14 protein-coding genes are annotated in these 14,697 nt (G+C 71.8%); 9 read left to right on the top strand and 5 right to left on the bottom strand.

Going from position 1 to position 14,697, the window contains the following annotated elements:
- Positions 1–106: 106 nt before the first annotated feature.
- A complete protein-coding gene (locus tag C5508_RS03430) occupies positions 107–718 on the bottom strand; it encodes a hypothetical protein (protein ID WP_157943952.1) in 612 nt (203 codons plus the stop codon).
- 1,456 nt (positions 719–2,174) lie between these two features.
- Between C5508_RS03430 and C5508_RS19410 the strand changes: the two genes are divergently transcribed.
- The 7 genes from C5508_RS19410 (at position 2,175) to C5508_RS03395 (ending at position 9,549) form a co-directional block, all read left to right on the top strand.
- Complete coding sequence (locus C5508_RS19410) at positions 2,175–2,846, top strand: SGNH/GDSL hydrolase family protein (RefSeq protein ID WP_157943950.1); 672 nt, start codon at positions 2,175–2,177, stop codon at positions 2,844–2,846.
- A gap of 214 nt (positions 2,847–3,060) precedes the next feature.
- On the top strand, positions 3,061–4,056 hold the full coding sequence (gene rfbB, locus C5508_RS03420) for a dTDP-glucose 4,6-dehydratase (protein WP_104523551.1): 996 nt from the start codon (positions 3,061–3,063) through the stop codon (positions 4,054–4,056).
- A complete protein-coding gene (locus tag C5508_RS03415; RefSeq protein ID WP_198597833.1) occupies positions 4,053–4,898 on the top strand; it encodes an SDR family oxidoreductase in 846 nt (281 codons plus the stop codon). Before rfbB ends, C5508_RS03415 begins: the two co-directional genes overlap by 4 nt.
- Positions 4,899–5,061: 163 nt before the next feature.
- Positions 5,062–6,387, top strand: coding sequence for an MFS transporter (locus C5508_RS03410; RefSeq protein WP_198597832.1), 1,326 nt, complete (start codon positions 5,062–5,064; stop codon positions 6,385–6,387).
- A complete protein-coding gene (locus C5508_RS03405; RefSeq protein WP_104523550.1) occupies positions 6,384–7,274 on the top strand; it encodes an isocitrate lyase/PEP mutase family protein in 891 nt (296 codons plus the stop codon). Before C5508_RS03410 ends, C5508_RS03405 begins: the two co-directional genes overlap by 4 nt.
- Before the next feature lie 20 nt (positions 7,275–7,294).
- Positions 7,295–8,131, top strand: coding sequence for a fumarylacetoacetate hydrolase family protein (locus C5508_RS03400; RefSeq protein ID WP_104523549.1), 837 nt, complete (start codon positions 7,295–7,297; stop codon positions 8,129–8,131).
- On the top strand, positions 8,128–9,549 hold the full coding sequence (locus C5508_RS03395) for an FAD-binding oxidoreductase (RefSeq protein ID WP_232796891.1): 1,422 nt from the start codon (positions 8,128–8,130) through the stop codon (positions 9,547–9,549). The genes C5508_RS03400 and C5508_RS03395 overlap by 4 nt, the downstream gene beginning before the upstream one ends.
- On the opposite strand, the gene C5508_RS03390 is transcribed toward C5508_RS03395, so the two are convergent.
- The gene (locus C5508_RS03390) at positions 9,542–10,753 is read right to left on the bottom strand and encodes an alpha-hydroxy acid oxidase (RefSeq protein ID WP_104523548.1); all 1,212 of its coding nucleotides are present in this window, start codon (positions 10,751–10,753) and stop codon (positions 9,542–9,544) included. The genes C5508_RS03395 and C5508_RS03390 overlap by 8 nt on opposite strands.
- 158 nt (positions 10,754–10,911) lie before the next feature.
- Between C5508_RS03390 and C5508_RS03385 the strand changes: the two genes are divergently transcribed.
- Positions 10,912–11,568, top strand: a complete 657-nt coding sequence (locus C5508_RS03385) for a GntR family transcriptional regulator (protein WP_104523547.1) — start codon at positions 10,912–10,914, stop codon at positions 11,566–11,568.
- 120 nt (positions 11,569–11,688) lie between these two features.
- Here the strand turns inward: C5508_RS03385 and C5508_RS03380 are convergent, their stop codons facing one another.
- Entirely contained in the window at positions 11,689–12,828 is a 1,140-nt protein-coding gene (locus tag C5508_RS03380) for an LCP family protein (protein WP_104523546.1), read from the bottom strand.
- A gap of 105 nt (positions 12,829–12,933) precedes the next feature.
- Positions 12,934–13,143 carry a hypothetical protein gene (locus tag C5508_RS19405; RefSeq protein ID WP_157943948.1) on the bottom strand — a complete coding sequence of 70 codons (210 nt, stop codon included), beginning with the start codon at positions 13,141–13,143 and terminating at the stop codon, positions 12,934–12,936.
- A gap of 205 nt (positions 13,144–13,348) precedes the next feature.
- On the opposite strand from C5508_RS19405, the gene C5508_RS03375 reads away from it, so the two are divergent.
- Positions 13,349–14,212, top strand: a complete 864-nt coding sequence (locus C5508_RS03375) for a hypothetical protein (protein WP_104523545.1) — start codon at positions 13,349–13,351, stop codon at positions 14,210–14,212.
- Between the two features lie 10 nt (positions 14,213–14,222).
- On the opposite strand, the gene C5508_RS03370 is transcribed toward C5508_RS03375, so the two are convergent.
- Positions 14,223–14,432 (bottom strand): hypothetical protein, encoded by a 210-nt coding sequence (locus C5508_RS03370; protein ID WP_104523544.1) that lies wholly within the window; start codon positions 14,430–14,432, stop codon positions 14,223–14,225.
- Positions 14,433–14,697: the final 265 nt, after the last annotated feature.

Genomic DNA, 14,697 nt, shown 5'->3' with positions numbered 1-14,697 from the left:
GAGCGGACCGGGAGCGAAGAGGGATCGACGAGATCCCCGAGGCGGCCCCGGTGGTCCGGAGCGGCGGGTGGTGCATGTGCCATGACTGGGCGCAGCACGACCGGCGTCAGTCGGGTGTGGCCCCCGAGTCGGCGGCGCCGCCGACGACGGCAGGGACGAAGCCGAGGCCGGCACGGGCCGATGAGCCGACGATGGACGCCGGGAGGCCTGCGTGCAGGCCGGCGAGCGAGGGATCCGGATGGGGCTCGCTCTGACCGTGCCCGAGGAGGACGCTACCGCAGGCCGACGCCGCGGACGGCGGTGACGCCGGCGCAGGAACTGCCGGGGCGGGGGGCGCGTACGGCAATCCTGCGGGCCCGGGCGGCGCGGCAGGACGCACCGGCACGTCGATCGGCAGCAGGCGCGGCTGGGCGTGCGCGGTGGCGGCGATCGGCTCGCTCCCCGTGCCGGTGGGCTGAGCCGTGGCAGCCGGCGAGGGCTGCGCCCCGGTGCCGGTGACATCCGGATCCTGCTCACGGACGAGAGCTGTGGCGGCCGCAGGCTCGGTCGTGGCGGGCGCGGTCGTGACGGGCGCGGTGACGGGAACCGCCGCGTCGGCGGCCGTTTCGCCGTCGAGCACGGCCTCTGGAGCGCCGTCGCCGCCTGCCAGCGCCGCAGCGGATGGATCCGGCGCGTGCACGATGGCCGGCTCTGTCTCGACGACGTCGGCCTCGGTCACGGCGCCGGTGACACCGGTCGCCGGAGCGGGCACCACCGGGCTCGGCCCTCGCGCGGGCTCGGTTGCAGCGGCCGGCAGTTCGTTGGAGGGGGCCGCGCCGGCGCCGGTGGCCGCGTCTCCTCCCGCCGGCGTCACGGCCGGGACTGCGCTCGCCGGCGGGGGTGCGACCCCGGTGCGAGGCGCGACGTGCTCTGGTGCACCGGCGGGCTGCTCCTGCGATGCCGGCGTGGCGGGCCGGCCGCGCTCGCCGGGGTCGGCCAGGGCGACGTCGGCCAGGGTCACGAGTGCGGCGCAGAAGCCGAGCAGCAGCAGGCCGGTGAGGAGGTGCTGCCGTTGCCGCGCAGAAGGGGAGTCCGATGACCTCGCGTCAGCGTCGGAGGAGGCGCGACCATGGGGCCGCACCTTCGCTGCCGTGCTTCCGCGAAAGGACAACTGACGCTCCTGCAGACTCTTCCGAACCAAGAGTTCTCCTGCGCAACGATCGGCGGGAGTGCCATCCGGAACAACCCCGGAACGTGATCGAACGGAGAACACGAGCGACGCGCGGCCCGGGTTGACTCTCCGTGACCGCGATCGATGCAATCGCACATCGACGGTCAAGGGGACGTGGAGCGCCGGTGCGAGAGGCGGAGCGGGATCAGAGGCCGGGACGCACGGCGCCGCAGCGGCAGCGGTACACCGAGCCGTTGCCGAACGGGTTCTCGCCATCCCAGCGGAACCAGTGTGCGTGCGCCCTGGCCGGAGCGCCGGCCGGGGAGGACAGGAGTCGTGCCGGAGCGAGCGGGAACCGCCTGGTCACCGGCGCTCCCTTCTGAACCGAGGACGACGTGGGGCGCGTACTGCGGCCAAGTGTGACTGCGTCTGCGGGTTTGTCCAGTCGGGCGGCACGTTGTCCGGGACGTCGAGGGAGTCCTGCGGTGGCTGTCGGCGGTCGGCGAGCCGGACGGAGCGGCCGACCACCCATCCCACGACGACGGCGAGCGTCGTCCACACAGCTCCGACGACCAGCAACCAGGTCATGGGACCTGACCTTCGGGAGGGGGAAGGTGGACCGTCTCGTCGATCCGACCAGCTCGTACCGGAGAACGAACGAGCGAGCGCGTTGGTGCCGCGCCCCCGTCCGACGCATTCCCCGCAGGGCCCACGATCCGCTGACCGGACAGGGTGCCGTGGGCCCGTGGCGTACCTGGTTCGTCCGTGCTCATGCGCCCCCGTCCAGCCTGTCCGCTCCCGAGGGGACGGCGGAGGCGACCGTATCCCGACGGTTCTGCTTCCGTCGGGCAGGGACGGCGGGGTGGGTCAGCCAAGTCGGGTCGAGAGCCCGCGCGAGACACGAGCTGGCGGGCCGGGGCGCCGCGGTCGACCCAGAACCGGATGCCCCGGTACACAGCAGGAGCGCCTCTCGCGGCCGGCGGGTGGTACCGGGCGGTGGCGGTTCTCCCGTACGTTGCCCGGCATGGCACGGCGGCGCCGCTGGGTAGCGATCATCGGCGCTCTCGCGCTTCTCGTCGGAGGCTCCGTGCTGATCCCTGGCACCCTGACCCGCGACTTCGCCGGTGGGGTGGCGAACGCGGAGTGCGCGTCGTGGTTCGGGCGCGACGAGGGGTCCGTGCTGGTCGCTTATGGCGACTCCATCACCGAGGCCGACAGCCGGGCGCATCTCGGCCTGCACGGCGAGGAGTCCTGGTACTCGCACCTGATCTGCGAGGACGAGTTCGCGGACGGCCGCAACGCGGCGGTGCAGGGCCAGACGTCGCAGCAGGTGCTCGACAGGCTGCGCGCGGACGACGTCGAAGCGGACGTCATCGTGGTCGGGGCGGGCACGAACGACCTGCGCCTCGGGGTCGACACGGCCACGATCCTCCGCAACCTGCGAGAGGCCGTCCGGGTCGCGTCCAGGCGCGCCGACGTCGTCGTGGTCACGACGGTCCAGCCGTGGCACGGGACGGAGGCCGATGAGCTGAACGAAGGCGTCCGGGCGCTGGCCGCGGACGCCGGTGCGCAAGTGGCCGATTTTGCGGCGATCCTCGCCGCGCCGGAGGCAACGACGGACGGAGTGCATCCGACAGTGGCCTCTGCCGGGAAGCTGGCCGACGAGGTCCGGACGGCGGTCACGGCGGCAGGCTGACGTCCGCGGCGGTGTGCCCGGTCGGCCCTCGTCATGCACGCGCATCCGAGACCGCCGCCCCTCGTCGCGGCGCCGCGCCCTCACTCCGTAGGGGTTGCTGCCGGGAAATCGCCGTTGCTCGCGGCTACCGTCGTCCCAGGACATGACCCGCCACAGGCGGCAGCCGGGCGGGATTCCGCTCCGGCGGGGATGACGGCTTAGGAGTTCGCAGACGATGCGCATGCTCGTCACCGGGGGTGCCGGTTTCATCGGCGCCAACTTCGTGCACCAGACACTGCGCGACCATCCTGAGTTCGAGGTGACGGTCCTCGACGCGCTCACCTACGCCGGCAACGAGGCCTCGCTCGTGCCTGTCCGCGACGACATCGAGTTCGTGCACGGCTCCGTGGCCGACGCCGACGTCGTCGACCGGCTGGTCGGCCGTTCCGACGTCGTCGTCCACTTCGCCGCCGAGTCGCACAACGACAACTCGCTGCGCGACCCGTCGCCGTTCCTGCAGACCAACATCGTCGGCACCTTCACGCTGCTCGAGGCGGTGCGCAAGCACGGGGTTCGCTACCACCACATCTCCACCGACGAGGTCTACGGCGACCTGGAGCTCGACGACCCGGCGAAGTTCACGCCGGAGACGCCGTACAACCCGAGCAGCCCGTACTCCTCGACCAAGGCCGGCTCCGACCTGCTGGTCCGGGCGTGGGTGCGTTCCTTCGGCATCCACGCCACCATCTCGAACTGCTCCAACAACTACGGGCCCTACCAGCACGTCGAGAAGTTCATCCCGCGCCAGATCACCAACGTGCTCTCCGGTCTGCGCCCCAAGCTCTACGGCGCGGGCGAGAACGTGCGCGACTGGATCCACGTCGAGGACCACAACTCGGCCGTGCACGCGATCCTCGACCGCGGCCGCTCGGGCGAGACCTATCTGATCGGCGCCGACGGCGAGAAGAACAACCGCGAGGTGCTCGGCCTGATCCTCGAGCTCACCGGCCAGTCCGCGGACGCCTTCGACTCCGTGACCGACCGCGTCGGCCACGACCTGCGCTACGCGATAGACGCCACCAAGCTGCGCGCCGAGCTGGGCTGGACGCCGAGGTACACCGAGTTCCGGGACGGCCTGGCCGCCACCATCGACTGGTACCGGGAGAACGAGAACTGGTGGCGTCCGCTCAAGGCCGGCGTCGAGGCGCAGTACGCGGCTCAGGGGCAGTGAAGGCGGTCGTCGTCGGCGCGGGCGGCCAGCTCGGCCGCGCGCTGCGGCGTGAATTCCCCGAGGCGGTCGCTCTCGACCGCGCCGGGCTCGACGTCACCGACCCCGGAGCGGTGCGCGCGTTCGACTGGGCCGGCGTCGACGTCGTCCTCAACGCCGCCGCCTGGACCGCCGTCGACGCCGCCGAGCACCCGGCCAACCTCGGCGCCGTGCGCGCCGCCAACGTGGACGCGGTCGGCCACCTCGCCGATGCCGCGCAGGAGCACGGTTTCGCGCTCGTGCACCTCTCCAGCGAGTACGTCTTCGACGGCAGCCACGAGGGGCCCATCCCGGAAGACCTCCCGCCCTCGCCGCTGAGCGTCTACGGGCGCAGCAAGGCCGACGGCGACGCCCGCGTCACCGCGATCGAGCGGCACTGGCTGATCCGCACCACCTGGGTGGTGGGGGAGGGCCGCAACTTCGTCCGCACCATGGCCGATTTGGCCGACCGAGGCATCTCCCCGTCGGTCGTCGACGACCAGATCGGCCGGCTGACCTTCGCAGGCGACCTCGCCTCCGGCATCCGGCACCTCGTGGAGAACCGGGCGCCGTACGGCACCTACAACCTGACCGGTGACGGCGAACCGGCGAGCTGGGCCGACGTCGCCGCTGCCGTGTTCAGCGCCCGGGGCCGGTCCGCCGACGACGTGACCCGCGTGACCACCACTGAGTACTTCGCGGGGAAGACCGGGATCGCGCCCCGGCCGTTGAACAGCGTGCTCGACCTGGTCAAGATCCACCGCGCGGGCTTCCACCCGTGCGACTGGCGCGTCGGCCTCCAGAGCCACCTCGACACCCTCAGCTGAACCTACCGGGCGGACGCGCACAGCTCGGCGTCCGAGAGTGACGGTTGACACAGCCGTGGGCCTGCATTCAGGATGCAGGACACACAAAGCGAGCCGTGCACAGTCCGGTACGTCGAGCGCCACTGGCCGTGCCGCGCAACGCCCGAGGCCGGGATCGAGAGAGATGAGCGTCATGACCGTGGAGTCGAACCTTGCGGGCCGGAATTCCTCGTCGACATCGCTCGACCAGGTCTACAAGAAGGTCACGCGCCGCCTGATCCCGTTCATCTTCCTCTGCTACATGGTGTCCTACCTGGACCGCATCAACGTCGGGTTCGCCAAACTGCAGATGCTCGACGACCTCGAGTTCAGCAACACCGTGTACGGGCTCGGCGCGGGAATCTTCTTCATCGGCTACGTGATCTTCGAGATCCCGAGCAACCTGCTCATGACCAAGATCGGTGCCCGCCGGACGATCCTGCGGATCATGGTTCTGTGGGGCGTCACATCGGCCGCCACGGCCTTCGTCACCACGCCGCTGCAGTTCTACATCGTCCGATTCCTGCTGGGCATGTTCGAAGCCGGGTTCGTCCCCGCGATCCTGCTCTACCTCACCTACTGGTATTCGGGGTCCCGGCGCGGTGCCGCGTCCGCCTCCTTCCTGGCCGCCGCCGCGTTCGCCGGCGCCATCGGCGGGCCAGTCTCCGGTGCGATCCTCGACCACTTCGACGGAGCGCTCGGGATGGGCGGCTGGCAGTGGATGTTCGTCATCGAGGCGATTCCTGCCGTGATCCTCGGCCTGCTGGTCCCCGTGGTCCTCAGCGACCGCCCCAAGGACGCGACGTGGCTCTCGCCCGAGGAGCGCCAGTTGCTCCAGGACGACGTCGACAGCTCCGTCACCCACCAGGAGCACAAGTTCACCAGCGCGCTGCGCAACCCCCGGCTCTACCTGCTGGGCTTCGTCTACTTCGCCCTCCTGGCGGGCGTCTACCTCATCAGCTTCTGGCTGCCCACGATCATCGGGAACCTCGGCGACTTCAGCGACACCCAGATCGGCGTCATCACCGGGATTCCGTACGTGGCCGCCGCCATCGCCACCGTGTGGCTGGGCCGCCACTCCGACCGCAAGAACGAGCGCCGCTGGCACATCGCGGCCAGTGTGTCGATCGGCATGCTGGCGCTGCTGGCAACGGTCTGGGTAGACAACCCCGTGCTGTCGATCGTCCTGTTCACCATCGCCACCGCCGGCATCTTCGCCTCCTTCCCGATCATCTGGCCGCTGCCCGGCCTCTTCTTCAGCGGGACGGCCATCGCCGGTGCGCTGGCGCTGATCAACTCGATGGGCACCTTCTCCGGCTTCGTCATCCCCTACCTGGCCGGCTGGATCACCGACCTCACCGGCAGCCTCGACTACGTCATCTACACCGTCGGCGCCATCGTGCTGCTCGGCGTGGTGGCTCTGCTGGCCGGCGTCCCGGCCTCCGAGCGGAAGTCGGTCGAGCGCGTATGAGCGGCGAGGCAGCAGCGGCCGGCGACGTCGGCGCAGCGGCACTGCGGCGGAGGTTCGTCGCACTGCTCGACCAACCCGGGCCGGTGGTGGTGCCGGGCGCGCACGACGCGCTCAGCGCCCGCCTGGTGGAGCAGGCCGGCTACCCGGCGGTCTACGTGGGCAGCTACGGGACGTCGGCGGCGGCGTTCGGCCTGCCCGACGTCGGCTCCCTCACCCTCGGCGAACTGGCCGACCATGCCGGCCGGGTGGCCCGGGCGGTGGCGGTCCCCGTCCTGGCCGACGCCGAGGCCGGATTCTTCGAGCCCGCCGGCATGTGGCGGACGGTCGATGCATTCGAGCGCGCGGGCGTGTGCGGCATCCACGTGGAGGACCACGCGGGGGGGAAGCACACCCTCGAAGGCCGGGCCGTCCAGCCCCTCGAGCTCGTGGTGCAGCGCATCCGCGCCGCCGTCGAGGCGCGCACCGATCCGAACTTCCTGGTCATCGCCCGCACCGACGCCATCTGGGCCACCGGGAACCTCGACGAGGCGCTGCGCCGCATGGCGGCCTTCGCCGACGCAGGGGCCGACCTGGTCTTCCCCACAGGCATCGACCCCGCCACGCTGGCCCGCGTCCGCGATCAGATCCCGGCCCGGGTGCTCGTCCTGGGTGACCTCCCGCCCAGCAGCATGGCCCAGTTGCGCGATGCCGGCGCCGACGTGATCGTCTACTACTCCTTCACCGTCACCGCGGCCACCCGTGCGATCAGTCAGGCCCTCGCCGGACTGCGGTCCACCGAGGACGTCCGGCAGCTCGGCGACCTCCTCGAGGACACCGACACGTTCGAACGCCGCCTTCCCTATGACGCCTACCTCGCTCGGGCCCAGCGGTACCGAGTCCATCACTAGTTCGACCAGGAGACACAGACATGCGCCTCGGACAGATCGAGCACGAGGGTCGCCGCCGGATCGTCCAGGTGGGCGACGAGGGTGCCCGCCCCCTGGATTTCGACGGCGATCTGGCCCAGTTGGTCCGCGCCGGCGTCGACCCGCGGTCGCTGCCGGCCGCAGCCGAGCCCCTGCCGGGCGCGCGGCTCCTGGCCCCGATCGCGCCGGGGAAGATCGTCGCCATCGGCCTGAACTACCTGGACCACGTCCGCGAGACCGGGATGGACGCGCCCACGGCGCCGCTGATCTTCAGCAAGTTCCCCAGCTCGGTGGTGGGGCCCGACGAGCCCATCCGCTTCGACCCCGACCTCACGCAGCGGGTCGACTGGGAGGTCGAGCTCGCCGTCGTCGTCGGCCGCACGATGCGCGACGTCTCACCCACCGAGGCGATGGACGGCGTCTTCGGCTACACCGTCGCCAACGACGTCTCCGCCCGCGACCTCCAGTTCGGTGACGGGCAGTGGGTCCGCGGCAAGAGCCTGGACACCTTCTGCCCCGTGGGGCCGGTCGTGGTCACCCCCGACGAGGTGGGCGACGTGCAGGGGCTCGCGCTGAGCACGCGCGTGAACGGGGAGACCGTCCAGAACTCCTCCACCAAGGAGATGGTCTTCGGCGTGGCCGAGCTGCTCTCCTTCTGTTCCCGCAACTTCACCCTCGAGCCCGGGGATCTCCTGCTCACCGGCACCCCGTGGGGGTGCGGCGAATTCATGGACCCCCGGCGCTCGCTGGCCGACGGCGACGTCGTCGAGGTCGAGGTCGAGGGCATCGGCCGGCTGGTGAACCCGGTCGTCGCGCCGAGCCGCGCCCAGGCCCGGTGACCATCGGGCTCTCGGGCGGCGACCTCGCCGCCGCCCTGCGGCAGGGCCTCCCGCATGACGCCGTTCTCGAGAACCCGGCCAGCATCGACGCCTACCGGTTCGACCAGGCCCGGCTGTGCCCGGCGGGGGTTCCGCTGACCGTCGTCACGCCGCGGACCACCGAACAGGTGCAGCACGTGCTGCGGACGGCGAGCGCGCGCGGCGTCCCCGTGGTGCCCCAAGGGGCACGGACCGGCTTGTCGGGCGCGGCCAACGCGCTGGACGGCTGCATCGTCGTGTCGATGACCCGGATGGACCGCATCCTCTCCATCGACGCCGTCGACCACGTCGCCGTCGTGCAGCCGGGCGTGGTCAACGCCGACCTCTCCCGCGCCGTGCTCGCCCAAGGGCTGTTCTACCCGCCGGACCCCTCGTCCTGGGAGCTCTCGACCGTCGGCGGCAACGTGGCCACCAACGCCGGCGGGCTGTGCTGCGTCAAGTACGGGGTCACCGGCGACTTCGTGCGCGCGCTGGAACTCGTGTTGCCCGGCGGCGAGGTCCTGCGCACGGGCCGGCGGACGGCGAAGGGCGTCGCCGGCTACGACCTCACCCGGCTCGTGGTCGGTTCGGAGGGCACCCTCGGCGTGATCACGGAGGTGACCGTGGCCCTGCGCCCCGCGCCCGAGCCGTCACTCACCATCGCCGCCGTCTTTCCCGACGCCGCCTCGGCGATGACCGCGGTGGCGGCCATCATGAGTTCCGGCGTGCAGCCCGCGATGCTCGAGTTCCTGGACGGGACGACCATCCGAGCCCTGCAGCAGTACCGGGATCTCGGCCTCCCCGCCGGCGCCGGCGCCCTCGTCCTCGCCCGCTCCGACCGGGGGGAACTCGCCTCCGCCGACGTCGCGCGCATGGGGGCCAGCTGCCGCGCCGCAGGGGCGATCGAGGTCGCCGAGGCCGGCGACGCCGCCGAGTCGGAGATGCTGATGGAAGCGCGCCGGCTGGTCACCGCCGCGCTCGAGAACCTGGGGGTGGCCCTGTTCGAGGACGTCGCGGTTCCCCGCGCCCGCCTGGTGGAGCTCGTCGCCGGCGTGGAGCAGATCGCCGCCGAGCACCGACTCGTCATCGCCTGCACCGGCCATGCAGGCGACGGGAACATGCACCCGGTCATCATCGCGCCGCGGGGCGACGCCGCCGCCGCCGAGCGGGCGCGCTCGGCATTCGAGGCCGTCATGCGGCTGGGCCTGTCCCTCGGCGGCACGATCACCGGGGAGCACGGCGTGGGGCTGCTCAAGCGGCAGGCTCTGGCCCAGGAACTGGGGCCGCTGGGCATCGCGCTGCAGCGGCAGATCAAGAGTGTCTTCGACCCCGCGGGCCTCATGAACCCGGGGAAGGTCCTGCCCGGCCTTGATCCGGCCGGGCAGGACGGGGTCACCTGAGCCGGACCCGGTCCCCGGTCAGCTCCGCCACGGACGCGACCCCGATGAGCTGCATGGCGGTGATCATCTCGCGGCGGATGATCTCGAGAGCCCGGTCGACCCCGGCCTCCCCGCCGGCCATGAGCCCGTACAGGTAGGCGCGGCCCACCAGCACGGCCCGCGCGCCCAGCGCCACCGCGGCGGCGACGTCGGAGCCGGAGAGCACCCCTCCGTCCATGTAGACCTCGGCGCGGTCTCCCACGGCGGCGGCGATGGCCGGCAGCTGCTCCAGCGGAGTGGGGGACTGGTCGAGCTGGCGGCCACCGTGGTTGGAGACGACCACCGCGTCGGCCCCGGCGTCCACCGCGGCCAGCGCGTCCTCCGCGGTCAGCAGGCCCTTCACGATCAGCGGGCCCGACCACTGGGCCCTGAGCCACCGGAGGTCATCCAGCGTGGCGCTCGGATCGAAGACCTGCGTCGCGAGGTCCGACACCGTTCCGGCGAAGGTGCTCAGGGACGCGAACTCCAGCGGCTCGGTGGTCAGCAGGTTGATCCACCACGATGGGTGGCGCGCGCCGTCGAGCACGGTGCGCGCGGTGAGCGCCGGCGGGATGGTCATCCCGTTCCGGACATCGCGCAGCCGCAAGCCGCCGGCGGGGGTGTCGACGGTGAGCACCAGCGCCTCGTAGCCGTTCTCCGCCGCGGCGCGGATCAACCCCTTGCTGGCCTCGCGGTCCTTCCACAGGTACAGCTGGAACCAGCGGCGCGTGTCGGGCGCCTGGAGGGCCAGCGACTCCACCGACGTGGTCCCCATCGTCGAGAGCGTGTAGGGCACCCCTGCGCGCGCGCCGGCGCGGGCCACGGCCGGCTCGCCCTCGTGGTTCATCATCCGGGTGAAACCGGTCGGCGCCAGGACCAGGGGCAGGGCGCTCGCCCGGCCCAGGATGGTCGTGGACGTGTCGATGGTGGAGACGTCCCGGAGCACGCTGGGCACGAATTCCACCCGGTCGAATGCCTCTCGCGACCGGCGCAGGCTCACCTCGCGGTTCGCGCCGCCGTCGGTGTAGTCGAAGACCGCCCGCGGAGTGCGCCGGCGCGCCTGCTCGCGCAGATCCTCCAGCGAGGCCGCCGCCTGCAAGCGGCGAGTGGTCGGGTTCAACGTGACCGGGCGCCCCTGGAGGAGCGGCCGCAGTTCGGACCATCGGGGGAGCCTGCGCTTGGTCATTCTGCTCCTTCGGCTCCGCCGTGCGGCGTGGCGCGGATGCGTGACAACGCCTGGATTGTGCATGCAGGATGCAAGGCGCGTCAACGTGCCCCTGAGGCACAGGTCGTGCCGCGCGTGAAACTATTGGCGCCCTTGTCGCGCCTGGAAGGACGGACTCGATGGTCCAGCTGGAGCCGGTGGCCCGTCCGTCCTCGCTCACCGATCTCGCGCACGCCCGCCTGCGCACCGCCATCCTCGACGGGGACTTCGCCCCCGGCGAGACGCTCAGTGTCGTCGCGCTCTCCGAGGCGCTCAACATGAGCCGCAGTCCGGTTCGCGCGGCCGTCGAGCGGCTGACCACGGAGGGCCTGCTCGGGCAGGCCGGCGCCAGCGTCGTCGTACGCGCGATGAGCAGGAGCGAACTCCTGGCCGCGCTGGAGGTCCGGGCCCCGCTGGAGGGGCTGGCGGCCGAGCTGGCGACGCCTCGGCTGACCGACGAGCAGCGCGCCGCCCTGCGCGGCCTCCACAGTGCCTACGAGACCGCCGTCTCCAGCGGGAACATCAGGACGGCGCGCAAGGCCGACCTCGAATTCCACCAGGCCATCCAGACGTGGTCGGGCAACCCCGTGCTGATCGAGCACCTCGAACGCGTGCAGGCCCGCGTCGTCGTGGCCACCTACTCCGCGGCGTGGGGTGGCAGCCAGCACAAGGCCGTGGCGGAGCACCAGGCCGTCCTCGAGGCCGTCACGGCCGGCGACCCGCGCGCCGCCCATGCCGCCGCCTCCGCCCACGTCATCAACGCTCGGCTGCGTGCCGAGCGGGAGTGGGCCGGCTGACGCCGCGGTCACTCACGGGCGCGCTGGATCTCGCGAGGATCCACCGCGCGGGCTGCCGCCAGCGGGGACTGGCGCGTCGCACTGGCGGAGTGCATCGCTGCACCTGCTGCCTAGCTACACCTAGCGGGGCACCTCCGGCAGCGCGTCGTCGGCGAACTCGGCGGCGTTCTGCCCCAGGGAGTCGTTGCGGAGGTACTCCCACATGCGGTCGGCCGCGGTGTCGTCCAGGTAGACGACGCTCGCCGGACCCTCCCTGCCGGTGCCGCGCACCGGAGCGGTGAAGAAGTCGATGTTCTCCGGCGTCACCCCGCGCAGCGAGTACGCCAGCGACACCATGTCGGCGTTGCCGAGGCCGTCGTCCACGGCGACGGCGCTGGTGACCGCGCGCAGCGCGCCGTCCAGCCGGGCCGGGCTGCTGAAGGTGTCGGAGCTGAACAGCTTCCCGAACATCGCCTGCAGGTACTGCTGCTGCCGCTTGACGCGGTCGAAGTCGCCACCCGGTAGGCCATAGCGCTGACCGAGGTACCAGCGGGCCTGGTCGCCGTCGAGGTGGTTCAGCCCGGCCTCGAAGGTGTACGGCCCGTTGGTCGTGGTCTGCGCGACGACGACGTCGACCCCACCCAGGTCGTCGGTCACCTGGATCAGGCCCTCGAAGTCGATGGCCACGTAGTGGTCGATGCGCAGCTGCGTGAGCTGCTCGACGGTCTGGATGAGCAGGCTCGGCCCGCCGAACGCGTACGAGGCGTTGATCTTGTCCATGCCGCGGCCGGGGATCTCGACCCAGCTGTCGCGGGGGATGGAGATCAGCTGCGCGTGCTGCCGGTCGCCCGTGAACCGCACGAGCATGATCGCGTCGGAGCGGCCCCCGGGCAGCTCTCCCTCCGCCGGGGCGGTGCGGGTGTCGGAGCCGACCAGCAGGAAGGTCAGCGGGGGCTCCCCGGCCGCATCCACCGGAGTGGCGGGCGCGGGACGGGAGTCCTCCTCCAGATCGGCGAAGACGTCGCCCACCCGCTCCACGTTCCCTGCGTACCGGTTCACGAGGAACAGGGCGACACCGCCCACGACCAGTGAGAGGACCAGCACCAGCGAGCCGACGACGATGAGCGTCCGGCGGAGCCGATGGCGCTGCGGAGGAGCGGTTTCCTCGTCGTCGGAGAGGTCGACCAGATCCAGGGGACCGTCGTCGCGTGTGCGGTCGTGAGCAGCGGCGTTCGTGCCGGAATCTGCAGGGCGTTGCGCGCCCGGATCGTCGGTGTTCATGGGGCCCCCGTCTGCTCCTGCTCGGGCAGAAGGGTAGGCGCAGAATCGCGGCACGCGAAGGCTTCGTACCTCCGAGGAGGCAGGTGCGACGAGGTCGAGAGTCGGTCAGGCGATGCCGCGGGCCGGCGGGACGTAGGAGCCGGCGGCAGCGAACGCCTCGGGAACCGGCGCCTGCAGGGGGTCGCCGTCGACGACGAAGTTCCGCTCACCGAGCACATCGGCGTCGTCGGCGATCCGCACGGCGCGACCGATGACCATCGCCAGGAGCAACGCCACCGCCATCCAGGCTGCTGCGACCAACCAGAGTGCGCTCATGACTTCTTCCTACGGGAGGACCAGGCCCGGGAAGAGCCGACCGATCAGGCGTGCCTTGCCAAAACGGACGACCACTTCAGTGAGTCCGGCTTCTACCCAGAACGCGAGTGGTTCAGTCATCCCGAAGTGACGCATGTGACACGGATGCGGACCGTCAGTGGCATGGAAGGGTCAGGTTTCCGCGGGAACTGCCGATGAAGAGTTCGTGTGGTGGCTCTGGATCGCGGTCGGACTGACCGTCTGGCTCGTCGTGGCGTCGCTCGCCGCCGTCCTTCTCGGCCGCGGCATCCGGCTCGCCGATCAGCGTTCGGCCGTCGCGCCGAACATCGTCGAGGACCTGGCGCCCGCTCCGGTGGTCGCGCCCGCCCGCGTCCGCCGCCGTGCCGTTCCCCTGCCGCCGGTCGGGGTCGCTCTCGCGGCCGCCGCCGTCGCGCTCATGGGCACCGGCTTCGTCCTCCGCCTGACCGGGGCGACCGGCCGTACCGCGCAGCTCCTGTCGATGGACGACGAGCAGTCGCTGCCGCGCATGTTCGTCGCACTCCTCTTCGCCGCCGCCGCGCTCGCCGCGGTCGCCGGTGCCGCACGCATCTCCGGTCGCCGCACCTGGTGGCTGGCGGTCGCCGTCGTCGCGGCCGGTATCGCCACGGTCAAGGCCGGCGGCAGCGTCCACGTCGACGCCATGACCAGCATGGCCGACTCGATCGGCTCCGCCGGGGCCGTCGCCGTGAGCGCCCTGCTCGCCGCTGCCGTCGTCGTCACGCTCTGGGTCCTCAGCCGGCACGAGCGTCGTGACCGGCGCCGCGTGCTGGGCAGCCTCGCCGGCTACGCGGTCGCCGCCGTCGGGCTCTCCGCCCTGACCACCGCCGTCCCGGGAGGACTGGCGACAGCTGCCACCTTCGTCGAGGAGTCCGGTGAGGCGCTGGCCGGCGTCGCGTTCCTGATGGCCGTGCTCATCGGTGTCGCGCCGCGGCTCGTGCTGCCGGCCGACTGGGCGCTGCGCCGCACGGACGACGCCCGGTCCCTCGAGCTGGCCCCGCAGCGTCCCGGGCTGGGGAAGCCCGCGCGCTGAACCCGCGAGGTCAGAGGGAGGCGCGCACCTGGCCGCAGCGGCAGGTGTAGAGCGAGGAGCCGCTGAACGCGTCCTCACCGGTCCAGCGGAACCAGTGCACGTGCAGCACCGACGGGCGCTTCGTGCCCTCGGCGTGCTGCCCCACAGACCGGAGCGGGATGCGCTCGGGCCGCGGCTCGTCGATCTCCGCGTTGAGCAGCGGCAGGGCCACCTCGATCACTCCGATCTCCGTTCGCCGCCCGGCGATCAGGCGTGCGTGTAGTCCCACGGGTCTACTCCCGTTCCCCGCCGTACGGATGACCTCGCCGTGGATTGCGCACGACGACATCGACCCCCCCGGGTGTGTATCGCTCTTCGTGATCACGAAGAAGCCTTCCGTTCCGCCTGTGACGGATGTGACTGGTGGGACGTCGCCGTCCCCTCCCTCGGGCTGGTGAACACGGGAGGACCGGGCCCTCCGGCGCAGGTACGTTCGCAGGTCGGGA

Source organism: Blastococcus atacamensis, assembly GCF_002938425.1.
In the GTDB taxonomy this organism is placed as follows: domain Bacteria; phylum Actinomycetota; class Actinomycetes; order Mycobacteriales; family Geodermatophilaceae; genus Blastococcus; species Blastococcus atacamensis.
The sequence above is the reverse complement of the archived record's forward strand: the minus strand, read 5'-3'. Positions and strand labels throughout refer to the sequence as shown.

What these genes read in the sequence shown, in the direction of transcription:
- C5508_RS03380 (WP_104523546.1), bottom strand. Translation starts at nt 12,828, where the DNA reads ATGAACACCGACGATCCGGGCGCGCAACGCCCTGCAGATTCCGGCACG.
- C5508_RS03385 (WP_104523547.1), top strand. Translation starts at nt 10,912, where the DNA reads ATGGTCCAGCTGGAGCCGGTGGCCCGTCCGTCCTCGCTCACCGATCTC.
- C5508_RS03405 (WP_104523550.1), top strand. Translation starts at nt 6,384, where the DNA reads ATGAGCGGCGAGGCAGCAGCGGCCGGCGACGTCGGCGCAGCGGCACTG.
- C5508_RS19410 (WP_157943950.1), top strand. Translation starts at nt 2,175, where the DNA reads ATGGCACGGCGGCGCCGCTGGGTAGCGATCATCGGCGCTCTCGCGCTT.
- C5508_RS03390 (WP_104523548.1), bottom strand. Translation starts at nt 10,753, where the DNA reads ATGACCAAGCGCAGGCTCCCCCGATGGTCCGAACTGCGGCCGCTCCTC.
- rfbB (WP_104523551.1), top strand. Translation starts at nt 3,061, where the DNA reads ATGCGCATGCTCGTCACCGGGGGTGCCGGTTTCATCGGCGCCAACTTC.
- C5508_RS03400 (WP_104523549.1), top strand. Translation starts at nt 7,295, where the DNA reads ATGCGCCTCGGACAGATCGAGCACGAGGGTCGCCGCCGGATCGTCCAG.
- C5508_RS19405 (WP_157943948.1), bottom strand. Translation starts at nt 13,143, where the DNA reads ATGAGCGCACTCTGGTTGGTCGCAGCAGCCTGGATGGCGGTGGCGTTG.
- C5508_RS03410 (WP_198597832.1), top strand. Translation starts at nt 5,062, where the DNA reads ATGAGCGTCATGACCGTGGAGTCGAACCTTGCGGGCCGGAATTCCTCG.